This window comes from Nonomuraea coxensis DSM 45129, from assembly GCF_019397265.1.
GTDB classification, from domain to species: Bacteria; Actinomycetota; Actinomycetes; order Streptosporangiales; family Streptosporangiaceae; genus Nonomuraea; species Nonomuraea coxensis.
In genome coordinates this window covers 7,782,846-7,801,930 of record NZ_CP068985.1, presented here as the reverse complement: position 1 = coordinate 7,801,930, position 19,085 = coordinate 7,782,846, and the positions used below count along the sequence as shown (strand labels likewise).

Annotated in this window: 20 protein-coding genes; 8 read left to right on the top strand and 12 right to left on the bottom strand. The window is 71.2% G+C overall.

The window, feature by feature from the left end:
• Positions 1–5: 5 nt before the first annotated feature.
• The gene (locus tag Nocox_RS36520) at positions 6–950 is read left to right on the top strand and encodes a RecB family exonuclease (RefSeq protein WP_020545004.1); all 945 of its coding nucleotides are present in this window, start codon (positions 6–8) and stop codon (positions 948–950) included.
• A gap of 25 nt (positions 951–975) precedes the next feature.
• Here Nocox_RS36520 and Nocox_RS36515 read toward each other — a convergent pair whose 3' ends face one another.
• The 3 genes from Nocox_RS36515 to Nocox_RS36505 form a co-directional block, all read right to left on the bottom strand.
• A complete protein-coding gene (locus tag Nocox_RS36515; RefSeq protein WP_020545003.1) occupies positions 976–1,887 on the bottom strand; it encodes an oxygenase MpaB family protein in 912 nt (303 codons plus the stop codon).
• 13 nt (positions 1,888–1,900) lie between these two features.
• Entirely contained in the window at positions 1,901–2,791 is an 891-nt protein-coding gene (locus tag Nocox_RS36510; RefSeq protein ID WP_026214721.1) for an alpha/beta fold hydrolase, read from the bottom strand.
• A gap of 337 nt (positions 2,792–3,128) precedes the next feature.
• A complete protein-coding gene (locus tag Nocox_RS36505) occupies positions 3,129–5,114 on the bottom strand; it encodes a DEAD/DEAH box helicase (RefSeq protein ID WP_211212737.1) in 1,986 nt (661 codons plus the stop codon).
• Positions 5,115–5,463: 349 nt separating this feature from the next.
• On the opposite strand from Nocox_RS36505, the gene Nocox_RS36500 reads away from it, so the two are divergent.
• Positions 5,464–6,105 (top strand): ferritin-like fold-containing protein, encoded by a 642-nt coding sequence (locus tag Nocox_RS36500; protein ID WP_051112655.1) that lies wholly within the window; start codon positions 5,464–5,466, stop codon positions 6,103–6,105.
• Between the two features lie 405 nt (positions 6,106–6,510).
• Here the strand turns inward: Nocox_RS36500 and Nocox_RS36495 are convergent, their stop codons facing one another.
• From Nocox_RS36495 to ligD, 4 genes are all read right to left on the bottom strand, one after another.
• Entirely contained in the window at positions 6,511–6,741 is a 231-nt protein-coding gene (locus Nocox_RS36495; RefSeq protein ID WP_020545000.1) for a DUF3107 domain-containing protein, read from the bottom strand.
• Positions 6,742–6,828: 87 nt separating this feature from the next.
• Positions 6,829–7,449 (bottom strand): TetR/AcrR family transcriptional regulator, encoded by a 621-nt coding sequence (locus Nocox_RS36490; protein ID WP_026214719.1) that lies wholly within the window; start codon positions 7,447–7,449, stop codon positions 6,829–6,831.
• A 133-nt stretch (positions 7,450–7,582) separates the two neighbouring features.
• Positions 7,583–7,792, bottom strand: coding sequence for a hypothetical protein (locus Nocox_RS36485; RefSeq protein WP_020544998.1), 210 nt, complete (start codon positions 7,790–7,792; stop codon positions 7,583–7,585).
• Between the two features lie 44 nt (positions 7,793–7,836).
• The gene (ligD, locus tag Nocox_RS36480; RefSeq protein WP_020544997.1) at positions 7,837–8,715 is read right to left on the bottom strand and encodes a non-homologous end-joining DNA ligase; all 879 of its coding nucleotides are present in this window, start codon (positions 8,713–8,715) and stop codon (positions 7,837–7,839) included.
• A gap of 129 nt (positions 8,716–8,844) precedes the next feature.
• Between ligD and ku the strand changes: the two genes are divergently transcribed.
• The gene (gene ku / locus Nocox_RS36475) at positions 8,845–9,750 is read left to right on the top strand and encodes a non-homologous end joining protein Ku (protein ID WP_020544996.1); all 906 of its coding nucleotides are present in this window, start codon (positions 8,845–8,847) and stop codon (positions 9,748–9,750) included.
• A gap of 18 nt (positions 9,751–9,768) precedes the next feature.
• On the opposite strand, the gene Nocox_RS36470 is transcribed toward ku, so the two are convergent.
• Both Nocox_RS36470 and Nocox_RS36465 read right to left on the bottom strand, forming a co-directional pair.
• Complete coding sequence (locus tag Nocox_RS36470) at positions 9,769–10,653, bottom strand: hypothetical protein (protein WP_020544995.1); 885 nt, start codon at positions 10,651–10,653, stop codon at positions 9,769–9,771.
• Between the two features lies 1 nt (position 10,654).
• Positions 10,655–11,155: a SigE family RNA polymerase sigma factor gene (locus tag Nocox_RS36465; RefSeq protein WP_020544994.1), complete on the bottom strand. Its 501-nt coding sequence runs from the start codon at positions 11,153–11,155 to the stop codon at positions 10,655–10,657.
• Between the two features lie 312 nt (positions 11,156–11,467).
• On the opposite strand from Nocox_RS36465, the gene Nocox_RS36460 reads away from it, so the two are divergent.
• Positions 11,468–11,854: a hypothetical protein gene (locus tag Nocox_RS36460; protein ID WP_157383226.1), complete on the top strand. Its 387-nt coding sequence runs from the start codon at positions 11,468–11,470 to the stop codon at positions 11,852–11,854.
• Between the two features lie 872 nt (positions 11,855–12,726).
• Here the strand turns inward: Nocox_RS36460 and Nocox_RS36455 are convergent.
• The 3 genes from Nocox_RS36455 to Nocox_RS36445 form a co-directional block, all read right to left on the bottom strand.
• A complete protein-coding gene (locus Nocox_RS36455) occupies positions 12,727–13,056 on the bottom strand; it encodes a hypothetical protein (RefSeq protein WP_157383225.1) in 330 nt (109 codons plus the stop codon).
• 420 nt (positions 13,057–13,476) lie between these two features.
• Positions 13,477–13,857, bottom strand: coding sequence for a hypothetical protein (locus tag Nocox_RS36450; RefSeq protein ID WP_157383224.1), 381 nt, complete (start codon positions 13,855–13,857; stop codon positions 13,477–13,479).
• A 565-nt stretch (positions 13,858–14,422) separates the two neighbouring features.
• Positions 14,423–14,740 carry a hypothetical protein gene (locus Nocox_RS36445; RefSeq protein WP_020544991.1) on the bottom strand — a complete coding sequence of 106 codons (318 nt, stop codon included), beginning with the start codon at positions 14,738–14,740 and terminating at the stop codon, positions 14,423–14,425.
• A gap of 152 nt (positions 14,741–14,892) precedes the next feature.
• Here Nocox_RS36445 and Nocox_RS36440 point away from each other — a divergent pair, with 152 nt between their 5' ends.
• From Nocox_RS36440 to Nocox_RS36425, 4 genes are read left to right on the top strand one after another with little or no spacing between them, the layout of a single operon-like run.
• Entirely contained in the window at positions 14,893–15,792 is a 900-nt protein-coding gene (locus tag Nocox_RS36440; RefSeq protein ID WP_020544990.1) for an alpha/beta fold hydrolase, read from the top strand.
• Positions 15,793–15,834: 42 nt separating this feature from the next.
• The gene (moeZ, locus tag Nocox_RS36435; RefSeq protein ID WP_026214717.1) at positions 15,835–17,016 is read left to right on the top strand and encodes an adenylyltransferase/sulfurtransferase MoeZ; all 1,182 of its coding nucleotides are present in this window, start codon (positions 15,835–15,837) and stop codon (positions 17,014–17,016) included.
• A gap of 57 nt (positions 17,017–17,073) precedes the next feature.
• On the top strand, positions 17,074–17,790 hold the full coding sequence (locus tag Nocox_RS36430) for a hypothetical protein (RefSeq protein WP_157383223.1): 717 nt from the start codon (positions 17,074–17,076) through the stop codon (positions 17,788–17,790).
• Positions 17,778–19,034 carry a S8 family serine peptidase gene (locus Nocox_RS36425; RefSeq protein ID WP_051112654.1) on the top strand — a complete coding sequence of 419 codons (1,257 nt, stop codon included), beginning with the start codon at positions 17,778–17,780 and terminating at the stop codon, positions 19,032–19,034. Before Nocox_RS36430 ends, Nocox_RS36425 begins: the two co-directional genes overlap by 13 nt.
• The last annotated feature ends 51 nt before the right edge of the window (positions 19,035–19,085 follow it).

Sequence of the window (19,085 nt, the reverse complement as noted above, 5' to 3'; positions counted from 1 at the left end):
GCCGGGTGAGCGCGGTGCAGGGCCAGCTTCCGCTGGACGACATGCCGCGGCGGCTCTACTCGTGCACGCCGTCGCGGTTGAACGCCTGGCTCGACTGCCGGCGCCGCTACCGGTTCAGCTATCTCGACCGGCCCCAGCCGTCCAAGGGGCCCGCGTGGGCGCACAACAGCGTCGGCGCGAGCGTGCACAACGCGCTGGCGGGGTGGTGGCGGGAGCCGTACGAGCGGCGCACGCCGCTGACGGCGGCCGTCCTGCTCACCAACGGGTGGATCACCGAGGGGTTCAGGGACGCCGAGCAGTCGCAGCGCTGGCTGGCGCGCGCCCGCGACCTCGTGTCCGGATATGTCGCGACTTTAGATCCGGCCGATGATCCGGTCGGCGTCGAACGCACGGTCGCCACGCGCACCAAGGTCATCGCCCTGTCGGGCCGCATCGACCGGCTCGACCGGCGCGGCGACGAGCTGGTCGTGGTCGACTACAAGACCGGCCGCCGCCCGCTCACCCAGGACGACGCGCGCGGCTCGCTCGCCCTCGCCGCCTACGCCGTGGCCGCCTCCAGCATGCTGCGCACCCCGTGCCACGAGGTCGAGCTGCACCACCTGCCCACCGGCGAGATCGTCCAGTGGCGGCACACCGACGAGTCCCTGGCCCGTCACCTGAGGCGGGCCGAAGAGCTGGCGAGCGAGGCGGCCGAGGCCGACGATCGCTACCGCGCGGCCGTCGCCGCCCCCGCGAGAGGCCGCGCCGCGCCTCGCGGCCAGGCGTCGCGCGCCTCCGCCGGGGCGTCCGCCCGGCCGTCCGTGGGGCCCGCGGCGGTGCCGCCGGAGATCGACGAGCTGTTCGCGCCCAGCCCGGGGCCGATCTGCTCCTGGTGCGACTTCCGCCGCCACTGTCCCGAGGGCCAGGCCGTGGGCCCCGGCCGCGACCCCTGGGACGGCCTCGCCGAGTGAGCGCCGCCGCCGCTCTCCGGGGCGGTCAGGCCGCCGCCCCGCCGGGCCAGCGGCGGGGGTCCGTGAGGCCCTTGAGCCCCTTGCGGACGTCGTAGCCGGCCGCGCCCAGGCGCTCCCTGGTCGCCTGCAGCATGGCGCGGGTGGCGGGCATGAAGGCCCGGTCGTGGACGGGCTCGGGGACGGAGTTCATCGCCAGCCTGAACGCCCGCAGCGCCGCCGTGACCGTCGCGCGGGGCACCTCGGGCAGCACGCCGTACATCCGCCTGGCCCAGTCGGGGAGCGTGTAGTAGCAGAGCGCCCCGAACGGGAAGTAGGCCGGCTTGCCCGGCGACAGCACCCGCAGTTCCTCCGGCAGCCGCGGCCACATGAGGAACCGCACGGTGGCGGCGGCCTCCTCGGTCACCCGGAGCACGGGCCGCACCCGCTTGAAGTACGCCTCCATCTCGGCGCACGTGCCCGGCACGTCCTCGGGATGGAGGCCGACGCAGGCCGCGGCGGCGCGCTGCTCGGTCAGGTAGCGGTCGGCCTGGCGCTCGCTCAGCCCCAGCCCGCCGCGCCTGGCCACCTCCAGGTAGGACGACACCTCCGCGCAGTGCACCCACAGCAGCAGCTCGGGATCGTCCACCCGGTGCGTGCGGCCGGTGTCGGGGTCCTTGACGCGCAGCGCCTTGTGGATCGCCCGCACCCGCCGCCCGGCCTCGGCCGCCTCCTCGGGGCTGCCGAAGGTGACCCGCCCCACGAAGTCGGCGGTGCGCCGCAGCCGTCCGAACGGGTCCTCCTGGAAGGAGGAGTTCTGCCAGACGCCGCGCATGGCCAGGGGGTGCAGCGCCTGCAGCATGAGCCCGCGGACGCCGCCCACCCACATCGTGCGGTCGATGTGCACGCGCCAGGTCGCGCTGTGCGGGGGCTGGACGACGAGGTCTTCGATGCCCTTCATAGTAAGTACATGATTACAGGCTATTGGACCGTATGTCCAAGTAGTGCTTTTCTGCGGCGTTCCAGAACCTGACCAGCGCCGCCGCCGTCGTCTCCGGCGCCTCGACGGCGGGGGAGTGCGCGGCGCCCGGCACCACCACGCACTCGGCGCCCAGCCTGGCCGCCATCTCCGACTGCGTCTCGGGGGGCCAGCCGTCGTCGTCCTCGCCGTACAGGACGAGCGTGGGCACCTCGATCTGGCGCAGCTCGTCGGTGCGGTCGCGCATGGTGAGCACCTGCTCCGCCATCCGTGACAGGCCGGTCGGCGAGTTGGCCAGCAGGCGCCGGCGCAGGAAGGCCACGACCTCGTCGGGGACGTCGCCGGCCAGCGCCTCCGGCTCGAACCTGTGGTGCCACACGTGCTCCAGGCCGAGCGCCGGCACCTCTTCCATGATCTTCCTGCCGTGGCGGGCCCGCCGGCCCTCGATCGCCCCCGGGCCCGAGCCCATGAGCGTGAACGAGGCGAACTTCGTGCGCCCGTCGATGACCGCCTCCCGGGCCACCAGGCCGCCGAAGGAGTGGCCCACCAGGTGCATGGGCTCGCCGCCGCCGATCACCTGGGCGAGCGCGTCGAGGTCGGCGCCGAGGGCCGCGCAGGTGTACGCGGCGGGGTCGTCGGGGCCCGGGGTCTCGTACTGGCCGCGCAGGTCGACCGCCACCACCCGGCGGCCGGACTGCGCGAGCGTCATCAGGACCGCGATGAAGTCCTCCTTGCTGCCGGTCAGGCCGGGGACGAGGAGCGCGGGCCAGCGCTCAACCACACCACTGACCGGAAGGGCCTCCAGGGCCGCGAACGTGCCCTGTGGCGTCTCGATCTTCTGTGGGGTGACGCCAGGAGGCAGGTCGAGGAATCGCGGCGTACTCACGTGGGGCAACAATACCCAGAGGTCAGCGCCTCGACACCGGCATGCCCGTTACGCTGGTGCGACTTCGGCACAGATGTCGCGAATGCCGGATCTTGCCACTTGGGCCGGCCGCGGCTCCGGGCCGAAGGGCCGTACGCGGCCCCAGAGGCTCGTGGAGGGGCTGGGATGGCGCCGGGGCTGTTGGGGGTCGTCTTGGGGCGTCGCGGCCGGGTGACGCACTGTGAGGCCGTGCCACGCCCCCTGCTCCGGCACCGGGCCCCTGGATGCCGGAAGGCGCGCCTCCCGTACGACGTGGGTTGTCGTGCGGGAGACGCGCCTTCGCGGTGATGCCGGGACGTCAGCCGGCGCGGCGGCGGTTGCCGCCGCCACCCCGGGACTGGCGTCGCTGCTGCTTGCGCTCGCTGGCGGCGGACGGCGCGATGTCGTCGTCGTCCGTGGCCAGGTCCGGTGACTGGAAGATCACCGCGAACGGGCTCGGCGGGATGATCCGCTCCGGCTGGCGAACCGGCGCGGGCGGCGGCGGAGCGAGGAAACTCGGCTCAGGCTCGGCCTGCATCCGCATCTCCTGACGCTCGGCCACGCCCCCCGCCCGCTCGGCGACGGGCGCCCGCTCGACGACCGGCGCCTGCTCGGCGACCGGCGCTCGCTTGGCTACTGGTGCCTGCTCGGCGGCGGCCTGGGCCTGCTCGGCCACCGGCGGCGCCTGCTCGGCGCCCGTGGTGACCGGTGCGCTCGCCTTGGCGGCGGTGCGGCGGGACCGGGTGGCCCGCGCCGGCGCCTCCACCGGGAACGACTCCGGCGGCGCCTCCGCGACCGCCCCGTCCGCCGGAGCACCGGCGGGGGCGAGGGCGGGCTCGGGCGCGACGGAGAGCGCCTGCTCGATCGCCGTCGAGGCCGCCCCCCTCCGCGTACGGACCCGCTTCGGCTGCGCGCTCACGGCGCCGACCTCGTCGGGGGTGAAGATCGCGGGAGTCTCCTCCGCCTGGGCATCCACGAGCTCGACCTCCGAGGTCTCGACGGGTGCGGTCTCGGCCAGCTCCTTGCCGCCGCGGGTGCGGCGACGCTGGCGCTGCGTCCGGGCAGGACGTTCACGGTCGCGCTCACGGTCGCGGTCGTGGTCGCGCTCGTCGCGGCGACGGCCGCCACGCCCGCGTCCCCGGCCGGTCTCGCCGAGGTCCTCGAGGTGCTCCGCGGAGAGCCCGGCGCGCGAGCGGTTCGCGTGCGGCAGGACGCCCTTGGTGCCCTCGGGGATGTTGAGCTCGGTGTAGACGTGCGGCGAGGTGGAGTAGGTCTCCTCAGGCTCGGCGAAGTCGAGCCCGAGCATGTTGTTGATCATCTTCCACCGGGTCAGCTCCTCCCACTCCACGAAGGTGACCGCGATGCCCGTGCGCCCGGCCCGGCCGGTGCGGCCGATGCGGTGCACGTACGTCTTGTCGTCCGTCGGGCAGTCGTAGTTGACCACGTGCGTGACGTCGTCGATGTCGATGCCGCGCGCGGCCACGTCGGTGGCCACGAGCACGTCGATCTTGCCGTTGCGGAACGCCCGCAGCGCCTGCTCGCGCTGGCCCTGGCCGAGGTCGCCGTGGACGGCCGCGACCGCGAAGCCGCGGGTGTCGAGCTGCTCGGCGACCATGTCGCAGGCCCGCTTGGTCTCGCAGAAGACCATGGTGAGCCCGCGGCCGTCGGCCTGGAGCAGCCGCGACACGATCTCGATCTTGTCCATGCGGTGGGTGCGCCACACGAGCTGGCGCACCTGCGGCGTCGCCTCGCCCTCGCCGCTCTCGTGCTCGGCGCGGATGTGCGTCGGGCGGTTGAGGTATTTGCGCGACAGCCCGACGACCTCGCCCGGCATGGTCGCGGAGAACAGCATCGTCTGCCGCTCTGCCGGGACCAGCTTGAAGATGCGCTCGACGTCGGGCAGGAAGCCCAGGTCGAGCATGCGGTCGGCCTCGTCGAGGACGAGTGAGGTGACCTGGCTCAGGTCGAGGTGCTTCTGCTTGACCAGGTCGAGCAGCCGGCCGGGGGTGCCGACGACGACGTCGACCCCCGCCTTGAGCGCTTCGACCTGGGGCTCGTACGCCCGACCGCCATAGACGGTCAGCACCCGGGAGCCGAGCTTGCCCGCGGCGGTCACGAGGTCCTCACTGACCTGGACGGCCAGCTCTCTCGTCGGTACGACGACCAGCCCGCGGGGCTTCTTGCGGTTCTTGCGCGGCTTGCCGATGCCTTGCAGCATGGCGATGCCGAACGCGTAGGTCTTGCCCGTGCCGGTGCGTGCCTGACCGATGAGGTCCTGGCCGCTCAGCGCGAGCGGGAGCGCCATTTCCTGAATGGGGAACGGCGACACGATGCCCTCGGTCTCGAGGGCGTCGGCGATCTCTGGTGTGACTCCGAGGTCTCGGAAAGTCGTCAGCGTGGCCTGCCTCAGTCTCAAATGAAGGCGGGCCTGCCGGGACCGACGGGTGCATGATCACCCCGTGCTTGGGTCCTCGCGGTAGAGCCAGCCCTCTCGCGTCATCAGCGACCGCGGCCTCCTGGGAGCGGAGGTATCCGGGAGAAACCCCCGAATTTACACAGTGCGGTCGCACTTTCACAGAGCAGTGTACTCGATAGCACAACGCTGGCCGAGCTCGCGTATGTTCCCGAAGATTTCCCGAAGTACGCTGCCTTGCATGAAGGAGTCTCCAGGAGTCGTCGACCTGCTCGGTGTGCTGGCGTACGCGGAACTCAGCGCCTACGCCCGGATGACCGAGGACGCGGCCACGCTGGCGCCCTCGCTGGCCGACCGCGCGGCGCTGAGCGAACTGGCGGTCGCCGAGTACGCCCACTTCAGCCTGCTGCGCGACCACCTCGCCGGGCTGGGCGCCGATCCTGACGCGGCGATGACGCCGTTCGTCGCGGCGCTGGACGCCTGGCACGCCCAGACCCGCCCGGCCGACTGGCTGCAGGCGCTGGTCAAGACGTACGTGGGGGACGGCATCGCCAACGACTTCTACCGGGAGGTGGCCAGGCACCTCGACCCGTCGGTCGCCAAGCTGGTGGACGAGGTGCTGGTGGACGAGGTGCGCTCGCAGTTCGCGGTGGAGCGGGTGCGCGCCGAGGTCGAGGCGGACCCGGCGGCCGGGGCGCGGCTGGCGCTGTGGGCGCGCCGGCTCGTGGGGGAGGCGCTCAGCCAGGCCCAGCAGGTGGCGGCGGCGCGGCCGGAGCTGGCGCTGTCGCTGGTGGAGGCGAGCGGCGGGCAGGCCGACATCTCCCGGCTCTTCGCGACGCTGACCGAGGAGCACAACAAGCGGATGGCGGCGCTGGGCATCTGAAAGGCCCCTGGCATTGCGAAAGTAGGCACGTTGGGCGACGCGGAGTCGCGGAACGGTTGTACCGTGCCAGCATGAGGGCCTTGCGCCGCGACGGCGGTTCCTTGACGAGATGCGGGCCTAACCGCTGGACCTCACGCGCCGTGCTGTGGCGGGAAAGCTCGCGCTGCCCGGCCACCGCGCAGCCCCGGCATCCCGCGCCGGGCGCCCGCCGCTCGCCGCCCGGGTGCCGCCTCGCCTCCTGCCGCCTCCCCCGCTGACCCGGCTTCCCGCAGAGCCCCGGCTTCCCGCCGCGTGACCTGCATCCGCGCATCCGCCGGTGTGACCGAGGGACGCCGTGGCTGGACGAACGCCGGGGGCACGGCGGATCATGAACCGTCCCCCCGACGCCGGGGTCGCCGCGGGTGGCTACAGCGTGCCGCCGAAGCCCACCGGCCTGGACGCGTCCTCGCCGATCTCGATGAACCCGAGCGAGGCCACCGGCACGACCACCCGGCGCCCCTTCACGTCGGTGATGGCGAAGACGCCTCTCTCGACGGAGAGCGCGTTCCTGATCTCCTCCTCGACCTGCTCGGCGGACAGGTCGGTCTCGACAACGAGCTCGCGGTGCACGGAACGTACGCCGATCTTGACTTCCATCGTGGCTCCCTAGTGGACGGGCTGGCTCACTTCATCGTCGCCTCTGCCGCACGACGGACACGCGAATGATCGCGCCCAGCGAACGGGTTATGCCGTACGCGGAAAACCGCTGATGCCGCGCCAGGCGAGGCGGGCCATCATCTGCTCGGCCGCGTCCTTCGGGATGGACCCGTGCGTCGTCACCCAGTAGCGGGCGCTCACCTCGGCCATGCCGACCAGGCCGACCCCCAGCAGATGTGCCTCGTCGCTGGTGCAGCCGGTGTCCTCCTGGATGAGCGCGCTGACCATCTCGGCGCACTCGCGCAGGGACCGCTCGACGCGCTGCCGCACCGGGGCGACGTTGCGCAGGTCGGACTCGAAGACGAGCCGGAAGGCCTCGCCCTGGGTGGAGACGAAGTCGAAGAACGCCTGGAAGGTGGCCTGGACGCGCAGTTTGTTCTCGTTGGTGGAGGCCAGGGCGTCCCTGCAGCGGTTGACCATGTCGTCGACGTGCAGGTCGAGCAGCGCGAGGTAGAGCTCCAGCTTGCCCGGGAAGTGCTGGTAGAGCACGGGCTTGCTGACCCCTGCCCGGTCGGCGATCTCGTCCATGGCGGCCGCGTGGTAGCCGTTCTCGACGAACACTTCCTGCGCGGCGCTCAGGAGCTGCCGGCGGCGGGCGAGTCGGGGCAGCCGGGTGCCCCGGGGCTTGGCGTCCGGGGTTGCGGTCACGCGGGTCTCCATTGGTCTCTCAGCGCTCGTAGCGGGTCGTTCGGACATCCTACGGGCGAGTAGGCACGCCGTCCTACGGGCGAGCAGGCATATCGTGCCGCGCGCGAGCGGGCGACGCACCCGGCGGCGGGTGTCACCGGTATTCGTCGTCGTCGAGCTCGACCTCGCGGTCCTGCTCGGCCGCGTCGGCGGGGTTGACGTCCAGCGGCAGCTCGCGGCGCGGCCCACCGGCCGCCTGACCCATCTCGCGCTGCTGCTCGGCCGCGTCGGCCTCGGGCGTCTCGATCGACAACTCCTCGACCTCCTCCTCTTCGTAGGGCCCCTCGTCCCCGCGAACGTCCATCTCTGACATCTCGTGGTCCCCCTCCAGGTGTGGACGGCTCCAGACTACGCCCGCGCGAAAAGGTCGCCGCGGTTCTCGGCCCTCGCGAGTACGTCGGGCGCCGTGAACACCAGATCCTCCGGATGCTCACAGCTTTCCACCTCTTTCCACGTCAGGGGCGTCGACACGGTCGGCCGCTCGCGAGCCCGCAGCGAGTAGGGGGCCACGGTGGTCTTCGCCGGGTTGTTCTGGCTCCAGTCGATGAAGACCTTGCCGGGCCGCGCGGCCTTGGCCATGACGCTGACGACCTGCTTCGGGTGCTCCTTCTCCAGGAGCCTGGCCAGCTTCCTGGCGTACGCGGAGGGCTCCTCCCCGCAGTCCCAGTCCGCGCAGAGCTGCATGCCCTTGCTGCCGCTCGTCTTCGGCCTGGCGGCCAGCCCCTCGGCCTTCAGCGCCTCGCGCAGCATGAGCGCGACCTCGGCGCACTGGACGATCGTCGCCGGCGCCCCGGGATCGAGGTCGAAGACGATCGTGTCAGGGGGCAGTGCCTCGCCGTCGTCGTCCACGCGCCACTGCGGCACGTGCAGTTCCAGGGCGGCGAGGTTCGCGTAGTAGACGAGCGTCGGCAGGTCCTCGACCAGCGCGAAGTCGATGCTCTCGCGGTTCTTGGTGCTGCCGGGCGCGGGGAGGTTGACCCGGCGTACCCAGTCGGGGGTGTGCTCGGGGGCGTTCTTCTCGAAGAAGAACTGGCCGGTCACGCCGTTGGGGTAGCGCTTGACGGTCAGTGGGCGGCCCGCGAGGTGCGGCAGCAGGACGGGGGCGATCCTGGTGTAGTAGTCGATGACCTCGGCCTTGGTGAAGCCGCAGTCCGGATAGAGCACCTTGTCCAGGTTGCTGAGGGTCAGCTCGCGTCCGTCCACCTTGACGGGGACCTTCTTGGCCACGGGGGCATCTCCCTTCCGGTCCGTGGTGTATCCACCTCCCCGGTCAGATCTGACCTAACCCACCGCATTGGTTGCGCCATGCCGGGTATGTGCCCATAGGCGACCTGTTGAGAGCTTGAGGAGTGACCCATGCGCAGCATCTGGAAGGGCGCGATCTCCTTCGGCCTGGTCACGATCCCCGTCAAGCTCTACTCCGCGACCGAGCAGAAGGACGTGTCGTTCCACCAGGTCCACCGCGAGGACGGCGGGCGCATCCGCTACAAGCGCGTGTGCCAGCTCGACGGCGAGGAGATCCCCTACGCCGACATCGCCAAGGGCTACGAGCTGGCCACCGGCGAGATGGTCGTGCTCACCGACGAGGACTTCGAGGACCTGCCCCTGAGCACGTCCCGCAGGATCGACGTGCTGCAGTTCACCCCGGCCGAGCAGATCGACCCCATCTACTTCGCCAAGTCGTACTATCTGGAGCCCGACGCGCAGGGGGCGAAGCCGTACGTGCTGCTGCGCGACGCACTGGAGAGCTCCGGCCAGGTCGCCGTGGTCAAGGTGGCGCTGCGCCAGCGGGAGTCGCTGGCCACGCTGCGCGTCCGCGACGGCGTCTTCGTCCTGGAGACCATGCTCTGGCCGGACGAGATCCGCGCGCCCGACTTCGAGTTCCTGGAGGAGGACATCGAGGTACGCGCCCAGGAGCTCAAGATGGCCGAGTCGCTCATCAGCACGATGGAGTCCGACTTCGACCCGGGCGAGTACCACGACACCTACCGCGAGGCGCTCCAGCACGTGATCGAGGCGAAGGTGGAGGGCAGGGAGGTCGTCGCGGCCCCCGAGGAGGAGGAGGCCGGGCCGGCCGTGGACCTGATGGCGGCGCTGCGCGCGAGCGTCGAGGCGGCCAAGCGGGAACGCGAGGGCGCTCCCGCCGCCAAGCGCGGGAAGGCCGCCTCGGGGAAGGCGAAGGAGACGAAGACGGGCTCCAAGGCCGACGCCGCGAAGGAGGAGAAGGCCCCCGCCAGGCGCAAGGCCCGCAAGTCCGCCTGACCCCTCCTCCCGGCCCGGTCAGTACCCTGTTCCCCGGCCCAACGGGCCGAACGCCTCGTCCTTGACCTGCTCCAGGACCTGGTTCCGCGCGCCGTAGGCGGTGACCGTCACCGGTGGCGTGTCCAGGACGGTGATGGGCCTGCCGACCGCGTCCTTGCCACCGCCGGGGCGGGGGACCGACTTTCCGAGCGCCCGGGCGATGAAGAAGCCGTCGGCCACGCGCGCGTCGGTACGCCGCCCGTCCGCCCAGTCGATCTCGACCCGTCGTACGTCCGCCCCCACCCGGCCGGCCACGACCCGGTAGGTCCTGGTCGTCATCGCCGGCGCCGGCCCCTCCTCGTCGTAGTCCGATTGCACGGTGTAGGCGTCCACCTGGAGGGCGCCGGGGAAGCCCCTCATGTTCCCCGGAGCCTCGAACCCCCAGTAAGTGAAGACCGCCCGCTCCGCGAGATCCTCCCGCGTGCTCGGCGTGCACAGGACGAAGCCGGACCGGCTGCCGACCAGGGCGGTCGACCCGTCCTCGTCCCGGTACTCCACCAGCATCCGGAAGTCCTCCACCGAGCCGTGCTCGGGGATGCGCCGGCGTCCGTCCATGCTGTGCACCGGGCCTCCCTGGGGCATGCACGCGCGTACGGCCCGCGCCTGCTCAGGGGTGTTGTCCGGCAGCCGGTCCACCTCCGCCGCGGTGACCTGGCCGGGTCCTCCGCCGGTCACGCCGGTCACGACGGTCACCGCGGTGATCACCGACGCGGCCGCGGCGAGCCCGGCGACCGACAAGGAGAGGCGGCGGCGCCGCGTGGAACCGGCCCGCGCCCGCCGGGCGTGGACGAGCGGGTCGACGGGCCTCGCCTCGTCCGCCATCCGCCGCAGCTCGGCGGAGATCCGCTGTTCGTCGAGGGTCATCTCAGGCCTCCAGGGTGATGGTCTCGCCGATCAGCTCGCGCAACCGGGCGACGGCTTGGTGGGTCTGGCTGCGTACGGTCCCCACCGAGCAGCCCATGATCCTGGCGACCTCCGACTCCGGGAGGTCCTCGTAGTAACGCAGCACCAGGACCGCTCTCTTGCGCGGCGGCAGGGTCCGGAGCGCCTGGGCCAGGGTGAGCCGGGTCTCGACCTCGTCGGTCCGGTCGCCGGCGGCCCGGTCGGGCGGTGACAGGACCGGCTGCTCGCGTCCCCAGCGCGGGCTTCGCCAGCGGCCGGCCTGTTCGTGGTACATGACCTTGCGCACGTACGCCTCCGGGCTGTCGCGGATCCGCCGCCAGTGCCCGGCGGTCTTGGCGAGCGCGGTCTGGAGCAGGTCCTCGGCGGCGTGCTGGTCGCCGGTCAGGAGGTACGCGAGCCTGATCAGCCGGTCGGAACGGGTGATGACGAACTCGGTGAAGTCGCGCTGTTGATCGGGGTGCAAGTGCTCTCCTCGGGTCTCACTCATCTGGATGCGGGCGGACCCGTGGATCTATGGTGCGGTGCCCGAGGTCCTCATGACCGACTATCCAAATAGGACATTTCGGATAATTCATGTGGTATCAATGCATAAACGTGTAATGCAAGCAATGCCGCTCCTAATGTGTGGCAAAATGGGACGATTTCTGTTTGTGTACCCCTGGTGTCGGAAATGACATTTACTGGATGACTCAACGGCGGTCGTCCGGAACGTTTTTTCCGGCAATGCCGGAAAGATCGAGTACGGGGCAAATCGATCCTTTAGGGGGAAAACGCAATGCCCAAGCTCAGGAGTGTTATCGCGGGCCTCGCTATCAGCACCGCCATGACCGGTGGCGCGGTCGTCGCGAGCGCCGCCACCTCTGCCGCCAACGCCAGCGCCGCCACCCAGGCCGGTGTGGGCACCAATGTCACGGTCGGCTGGGGCTGCGGCCGCCGCTGCGGCTGGGGCGGCTGGGGTGGCTGGCGCCGCCACCACAAGCAGAGGGTGCGGGTGAACGTGCACAACGACAACTTCAACCGCAACTTCTTCCACCGCCGGGATCACGAATTCCGCCGGCACCACCACCACGAGGTCCCGGGCAGCATCTGGCTCAACGGCAACCGCGAGCTCGCCCAGAACCGTGGTGACCTCGCCACCAACCGCGAGGCCACCACCAACTGATCCAGTTGCGTGACGACGGAAAGGAAATGCCGGCTGACGGTTAATCCCTTTTTCTCGTCTCCATAGCGATCCTGCTGAGGGTCCCCTGGCACCAGCCGGGGGGCCCTCGCTGCGTTCCCCTATGGAGGGACGGTCCGGAGCCGCCCGGCCGCCCGCGCGACACTTCTGCTGTGACGGCGGCACAGGCATCAGCCGCGTGAGACGCGCCATTCCTCCACAGGCGTCCCCCGCTGAAGCATGGCGTCACAGCCGCCGCTGACCGACACCGTCGTCGTGCGCGCGCCGAGCCGCGTCTCAGGGGTGAGGGGACGCGCCGGGGCCGACGGGGGTGTGCGCGGCTCGGAGCGTACGTCAGCGTCGCTGCGGCCCGCCGGCCCGCCGGTCTGCCGGTCTGCCGGTCTGCCGGTCTGCCACGCCAGGCCGCACAGCGCCGCCCAGCCTCGAAACGCCATTCAGGGTGCCCCAGCATGGCGAGCACGTTGGCGAGCTGCGCGGTAGAGGGGAGGACGGTGGCGGGGGCGTGGCGGCCGGGAGCGCGGCTGTGGGCCGCGCGGTTGCGGGGAGCGTGGTGGCCGGGAGCATGACATCGGGCGCGGGCGGTGGCGGTGGCGAGGTGTGGCGTGGTGGTGGGGGAGGGGGCCTGGGGCAGTTGTCGTGGCCGACAGTCGGTTGTCGTGGTCGACGGTCAGCTGTCGTGGTGGGGAAGTGCCGGGGCGGGGACGCCTAGGTGGCGGTGGCGCCGCACGGACCGCCGGTGCGGCATGAAGAAGTGCCCGTGTTCACCGGGTGAACACGGGCACTCGCGGCTTCGTCGGCCGGAGCCCACTGCCTGGGGAGGTTCCCTCAGGAGACGTCAGGCTCCGGACGGTCCGCTACTCCCAGTCGCCGTCGCGGTCGAAGTTCCGGAAGTGGCGGTGGCCGTTGGTGTTGACGTTGGTGTTCCGGTTGACGACGACGACCTTGATGCGGCCGTGGCCGTGCCGGCGGCCCCAGCCGCCCCAGCCGGCCCGGCGCCAGCCCCAGCCGCCCCAGCCGCAGCGGCGGCGGGCGTGGCAGCCCCATCCGGTCTGGATGCCGGTCTGGGTGGTGAGCTGGGCGGTGCTGGCGCTTGCGGACGTGGTGGCCGCGCCCGCGGCGACCACGCCTCCGGTCATCGCCGTGCTGAGAGCGAGGCCCGCGACAATACTCTTGAGCTTGGGCATTTTGTCTTCCCCCTAAAGGATCGATTGCCCCGTACCGCCCTTTCCTGACAGCCTGGTTGCTGCCGTCTTGTGGTCCGGGCGGGGGATGTTCGGAACGAGTCCGTTCATCCGCACTCTTCATATAACCGGCCACCAACCCACACAAACCGGAATTGTCCACTTTTGCCGGTTTGTGACATAGGGAAAGGCCCGGGAAAACACGACGAGGGCCCCGCCGGCTGTCAGCCGGCGGGGCCCTCGAAGATGATTCGCCGTGGCGGGCGTGGAGAAAAGGGAATCCCGGCACGAACCCGCGCGCCATCGCGCGGGCCCGGCCCGGGAAATCCATTCCTCACGGCGCCTTCATCCGTTTCATGGACGGATTTCCGGCGGTCGCGAAGAATGGATCCCTACCCCTTGCGCCGTTGTTTCACGGTCGCGTCACGACGACTCCAGCTCCAGGCCGTCGTGGTGGTGGTGGCGGCGGCGGTTCTCGAACTGGCCGTTGATGTTGCGGTTGTGGTTGCGGACGACGATGCAGATCCTGTTCGCACCGCGGCGTCCCCAGCCCCAGCCGCCGCCGCCCCAGTGGCCGCGACCGCAGCGCTGGTGACGACGGTTGTGGTGACCCCAGCCACCGCCCCAGCCGCCGTTCCAGTCGCCGTCCCAGTTCTCGCCGCCGTCCCAGTCGCCCGTGGCGACGGAGGCGCGGGAGGGGACCGGGGTGGTGGCGCTGGCGGCCGCGGCCCCCATGGTGACCGCGGCACCGGTCATCGCCGTGCTGATGGCGAGGCCGGCCATAAGGCTCTTGAGCTTGGGCATTGCTTTTCCCCCTAAAGGATCGAGTGCCCCGTTCTAGACGTTTCCGGGTACCTGAAAAAGGTCTTGGACGGCTGCTTAAGAGTCATCCGGTGAATGTCATTTCCGGAGGAGAGGCCGGGCAAACTGGGATCACCCTATTTTGCTGTGTATTAAGAATCCTATTGCTTGCATTACACATCTATCCCATGAAATGACATGAAATGTCCGAATTGGCCTGCTCCACGGAAGACGGCAGCACAAAGTGGCGCGACTCCGCGCGGTACGAATGCCCGCGAACATTCCGGCCCGCCGTCGGATCCGAATGGCGTCCGCGGGCGCATTCCGGCGGACGACGTATTCGCATCGCCTTCGGCGGGCGGTCGGTCGTCATTTCGCGCAAGGAAATAGCTGCACGCCCGGACGGTGCTTCCGTGCCGGCCTGTCCCGTATGAATACGGTCAGTGCCGGATGGGTCACCGTGCGTGGCGTCGCCTGACATGTTTCCGCCGGTGACCCCCATAAACGACGTCCGTCAGCTTTTTACCGGTCTCTTGGACATGTCGGGACGACTCGGGCCGGTCGCCCGCTACCGCCTGCCGATCTTCTTGAGGTGGCGGGCGAAGGAGAACCCCCGGCGTCCGATCTCGGTCCCGTGGATCCTGCGCCACCCGTCGAACGTCCTGCAGCTTCCCCAAGTGACGTCCCCCGGGTAGAGCCTGTCGATGATCCTTCCGCGCGGCGCCGCCCGCACGTTCAGCCAGGTCTTGACGTGCTTGATCCGGTATCTGCAGCCCGGCAGCTCCAGTACGGCGACGGCGCTCGCCGGCGTGGCGGCGGCGGCGACGAGCGCGCTCCCCGTGAGGGCCGCTGCCGCGAGGATCGCGGCGACGCGGTGAGTGACCATCTCGTAGCCCCCTGTCACTGTTCGGGATATATGCACGATGTGTCCTGAGAAGAGGGGTAAAAACCGTTCTGACCCTTTCCATGCCGCCTCTAGGCGCGATGGTTATCGTGGAGGGAACGCACCCCGCGTTCCGCGAACGACAAGGAGGACGCATGGTCGCGGAGCCGATCCCGCACTGGCCGGGACGCACGATCGGCTCGTTGCACGTCCGGTCCACCCCTGAGGGCCCGGCCGAGCAGGCCGTCTTCGTCCACGGTCTGGCCGGGTCCGCCACCAACTGGACCGACCTCATGGACGAGCTCAAGGACACCGTCAGGGGCCACGCCCTCGACCTGCCGGGCGCGGGCTTCTCCCCGGCCCCCGCCGACGGCGACTACACGGTGGCCGGGCACGCCAGGTCCGTGATCGGCCTGCTGGAGCACACCGGGCCGGCCCATCTGTTCGGCAACTCGCTGGGCGGCGCGGTCTCCGTACGGGTCGCCGCGAGCCGCCCCGATCTGGTCCGCTCGCTGACGCTGGTCTCCCCGGCGCTGCCCGACCTGGTCCCGCGCTACGGGCCCGCCCGGGTGGCCGCCGCCGCGATCCCCGTGCTGGGGGAGTGGGTGGCGGGCAAGCTGCAGCTCATCCCCGCCGAGCAGCGCGTCAGCGCCTCCATGGCGATGGTTTGGGCCGACGTCCAGGCGGTCCACCCCGTACGGCTGCGCGACGCCATCGACGAGCTGCGCCGCCGCGACGACCTCCCGTACGCCGGCCAGGCCATGATCGCCTCGGCCCGCGGCATCGTGGCCGAATACTTCCGCCGCGGCGAGGACAACCTGTGGCGCCAGGCGGCCAGGGTCGAGGCGCCCACGCTGATCCTGCACGGCCGGCACGACCGGCTCGTCCGCCCGGCGATGGCGCGCAGGGCGTGGCGCACCTTCCGCAACGCGCGGATCGTGCTGCTGCCGACCGCCGGCCATGTCGCCATGATGGAGATGCCGCAGGTCGTGGCCGCTGAGGCGGGCCGTCTGATCCGTGAGACGCGATTGGGGAATGCCCCACTGCCCAGCTAGGTTTCACAGTGAGATGAGTGCCTGAAAACGGGAGCGTATGAAGTGTCGTTGCCACCCCTGGTCGAGCCGGCAGACGAGCTGACCGTCGACGAAGTGCGCCGCTACTCGCGCCACCTGATCATCCCCGATGTGGGCATGGCCGGGCAGAAGCGGCTGAAGAACGCCAAGGTGCTGTGCGTCGGCGCCGGGGGCCTGGGCTCGCCCGGACTGCTGTATCTCGCGGCGGCGGGTGTCGGCACCCTCGGCATCATCGACTTCGACGTGGTCGATGAGTCCAACCTGCAGCGCCAGGTCATCCACGGCCAGTCCGACGTGGGCCGGCCGAAGGCCAAGAGCGCCGCGGCCTCGGTCCGCGAGATCAACCCCTACGTCGAGGTCGTGATCCACAACACGGCCCTGACCACCGAGAACGTGATGGAGATCTTCTCCGGCTACGACCTCATCGTCGACGGCACGGACAACTTCGCCACGCGCTACATGGTGAACGACGCCGCGGTGCTGCTCGGCAAGCCGTACGTCTGGGGCTCCATCTACCGCTTCGACGGCCAGGCGAGCGTCTTCTGGGCCGAGCACGGGCCGTGCTACCGCTGCCTCTACCCGGAGCCCCCGCCTCCCGGAATGGTGCCGTCGTGCGCCGAGGGCGGCGTGCTCGGCGTGCTGTGCGCCTCCATCGGCTCCATCCAGGTCAACGAGGCCATCAAGCTGCTGACCGGCATCGGCGAGCCGCTGGTCGGGCGGCTGATGATCTACGACGCCCTGGAGATGAAGTACCGCGACCTCAAGGTCCGCAAGGACCCCGAGTGCGTGCTGTGCGGCAAGAACCCGACGCTCACCGCGCTCCTCGACGACTACGAGGCGTTCTGCGGCGCGATCTCCGACGAGGCCGCCGAGGCCGCGACGGGCTCCACCATCACGGCCCTGGAGCTCAAGGGCATGCAGGAGCGCGGCGAGGACATCTTCCTCGTGGACGTCCGCGAGCCCAACGAGTACGAGATCGTCTCCATCCCCGGCGCGACGCTGATCCCGAAGGGCGAGTTCCTCAACGGCTCTGCCCTGGAGAAGCTGCCGCAGGACAAGCGCATCGTGCTCCACTGCAAGTCGGGCGCGCGCTCGGCCGAGGCGCTGGCGGTCGTCAAGAACGCCGGCTTCTCCGACGCCGTGCACGTGGGCGGAGGCGTGCTGAGCTGGGTCAAGACGGTGGATCCGAGCCTGCCCAGCTATTAGGCATATCGCGGCATTTTTGCGGGGTGTTCCGGTGACGCCCTGGTTAAGGTCGATGACGTGAGAACGTCCCGGCCCTGGCCGACCCTCGTGGCGGCCTCCGCGCTGACCCTGGTCTGCGCGGTGGCCGCCGGGGTCGCCGGCGGTTCGGCGGGCACCGAGCTCACGCGCGGTCCCACGGCCGCCGAGCTGCGCGCCGCCGCCGTCCGGGAGGTCGCCGAGCGCTGGCGCACCTGGCCCGCGGGGCGCGTGTTCCCCGCCACGCTGGCCTACTCCGCCGAGCAGGGCGGCGAGGAGCGCGCCCGCCGGGTCGGCATCTCGCCCGACACCTCCTGCGCGCACGCCGACGCCCCGGCCGCCGAGGAGCTGCGCCTGGCCGGGTGCCGGGGGCTGCTGCGGGCCACGTACATCGACGCGCTGCAGGGCGTGCTCGTCACCGTCGGCGTGGCGGCGCTGCCGGACGAGCCGCGCGCCGTCCGCGCGCGGGCGGCCTTCGCCGAGGGCGGCGAGCCCGTGCCCGGCCTCCTCCCGCTGGCCTTCCCCGGCACCGTCGCCGAGCGGTTCACGCCCGCCGTCCGCCAGGCCGGATCGGTCGGGCAGGCGGGTCCTTACCTCGTGCTCACCACGGCCGGGGAGGTGGACGGGCGGCCGGGGAGCGCCGTCGGCGAGCCGCGGCCGGCCGTGTTCGCCTTCGCCACCGAGATCTCCGAGCGGATCCTCACCGCGCTCAGCACCCCCGCCATGCCCGACTGCCGCGGCGAGGCATGGCAGTGCTGAGCCGGGGCAGTGCCTCAGGCGTGCTGACAGGCGTGCCGCGGCCGGCGCTCGCCGCCGGGGCGGCGGCCGGAGCGCTGCTGCTGGCCGCCCCGGCCGCGTACGCCGACGACGTGCGCGGCGGGCAGCGTCAGGTGATCGAGACGCTGGAGCTCCGGCAGGCGTGGCGGGTGACCAAGGGCGCGGGCGCGACCGTGGCCGTGCTCGACTCCGGCGTGGACCCGGGCCACCGCGACCTGACCGGCTCGGTGCGCACGGGCAAGGACTTCACGGTGGGCGCGAACCCGCCGGGCGTGTCCCCGCGCAGGCTGCACGGCACGTACATGGCCTCGCTGATCGCCGGGCACGGGCACGGGTCTGACGGAAAACGGGGGATCATCGGCGTCGCGCCCGAGGCGGACGTACTGTCGGTGAGGGTCATCCTCGAGGACGAGGAGCCCGGTTTCCGGGAGTTCAACACCGCCGAGCGCTTCGAGGACGTCGTGGCACGCGGCATCAGGTACGCGGTCGACGAAGGGGCGGACGTGATCAACCTGTCGATCTCCAAGGAGCTCGCCACCGCCAAGGAGCGCGCCGCCGTCCGGTACGCGATCTCCAAGGGCGTCGTGCTCGTGGCCGCCGCCGGCAACGACGGCGACAGGAAGATCGGCCGCGACTACGCGCCCTACTCCTACCCGGCGGCCTTCCCCGGCGTGGTCGCGGTGGGGGCGACCGACCGGCGGCTGCGCCGGGCCACGTTCTCGAACTGGAACCCCTCCGTGCAGGTGGCCGCGCCGGGCGTGGACATCATGGGGGCGGGCCCCGGCGACGAGTACTGGGTGGGACGGGGCACGTCGCAGGCGACCGCGCTGGTGTCCGGCATCGCCGCGCTCATCAAGGCGAGGCATCCGCGGATGTCGCCGCCGCTCGTCGCGCAGGCCCTCACCGCCGGCGCGCTCGACCGTCCTCCCGGCGGCTACGACACCTCGACGGGTTTCGGGGTCGTGAACGCCGCCAGGGCCCTCGCCGCCGCCGACCGCCTGGCCGGGCACACCGCGGTCGCCACCGGCGCCGCGGTCCAGGACCCCGGCCGCCCCCTCGCCGGGGGCGGGGCGGGCCCGGTCAAGGTCGTCGTACGCGACGACCGGCGCGTGGCCGTCTCCGCGGCCATCGCCACGGCGGCGGGCGCGGGCGCGCTCGTCTCACTGGGGGTCATGTTCACCCTGGTCAGGCGGGTACGCCGGGAGCACAGCCCCCAAGACGCATGATCTGTCCTCTTAGGGGGACGAAATAGACACGGGACCGAACCGGGAACGAGG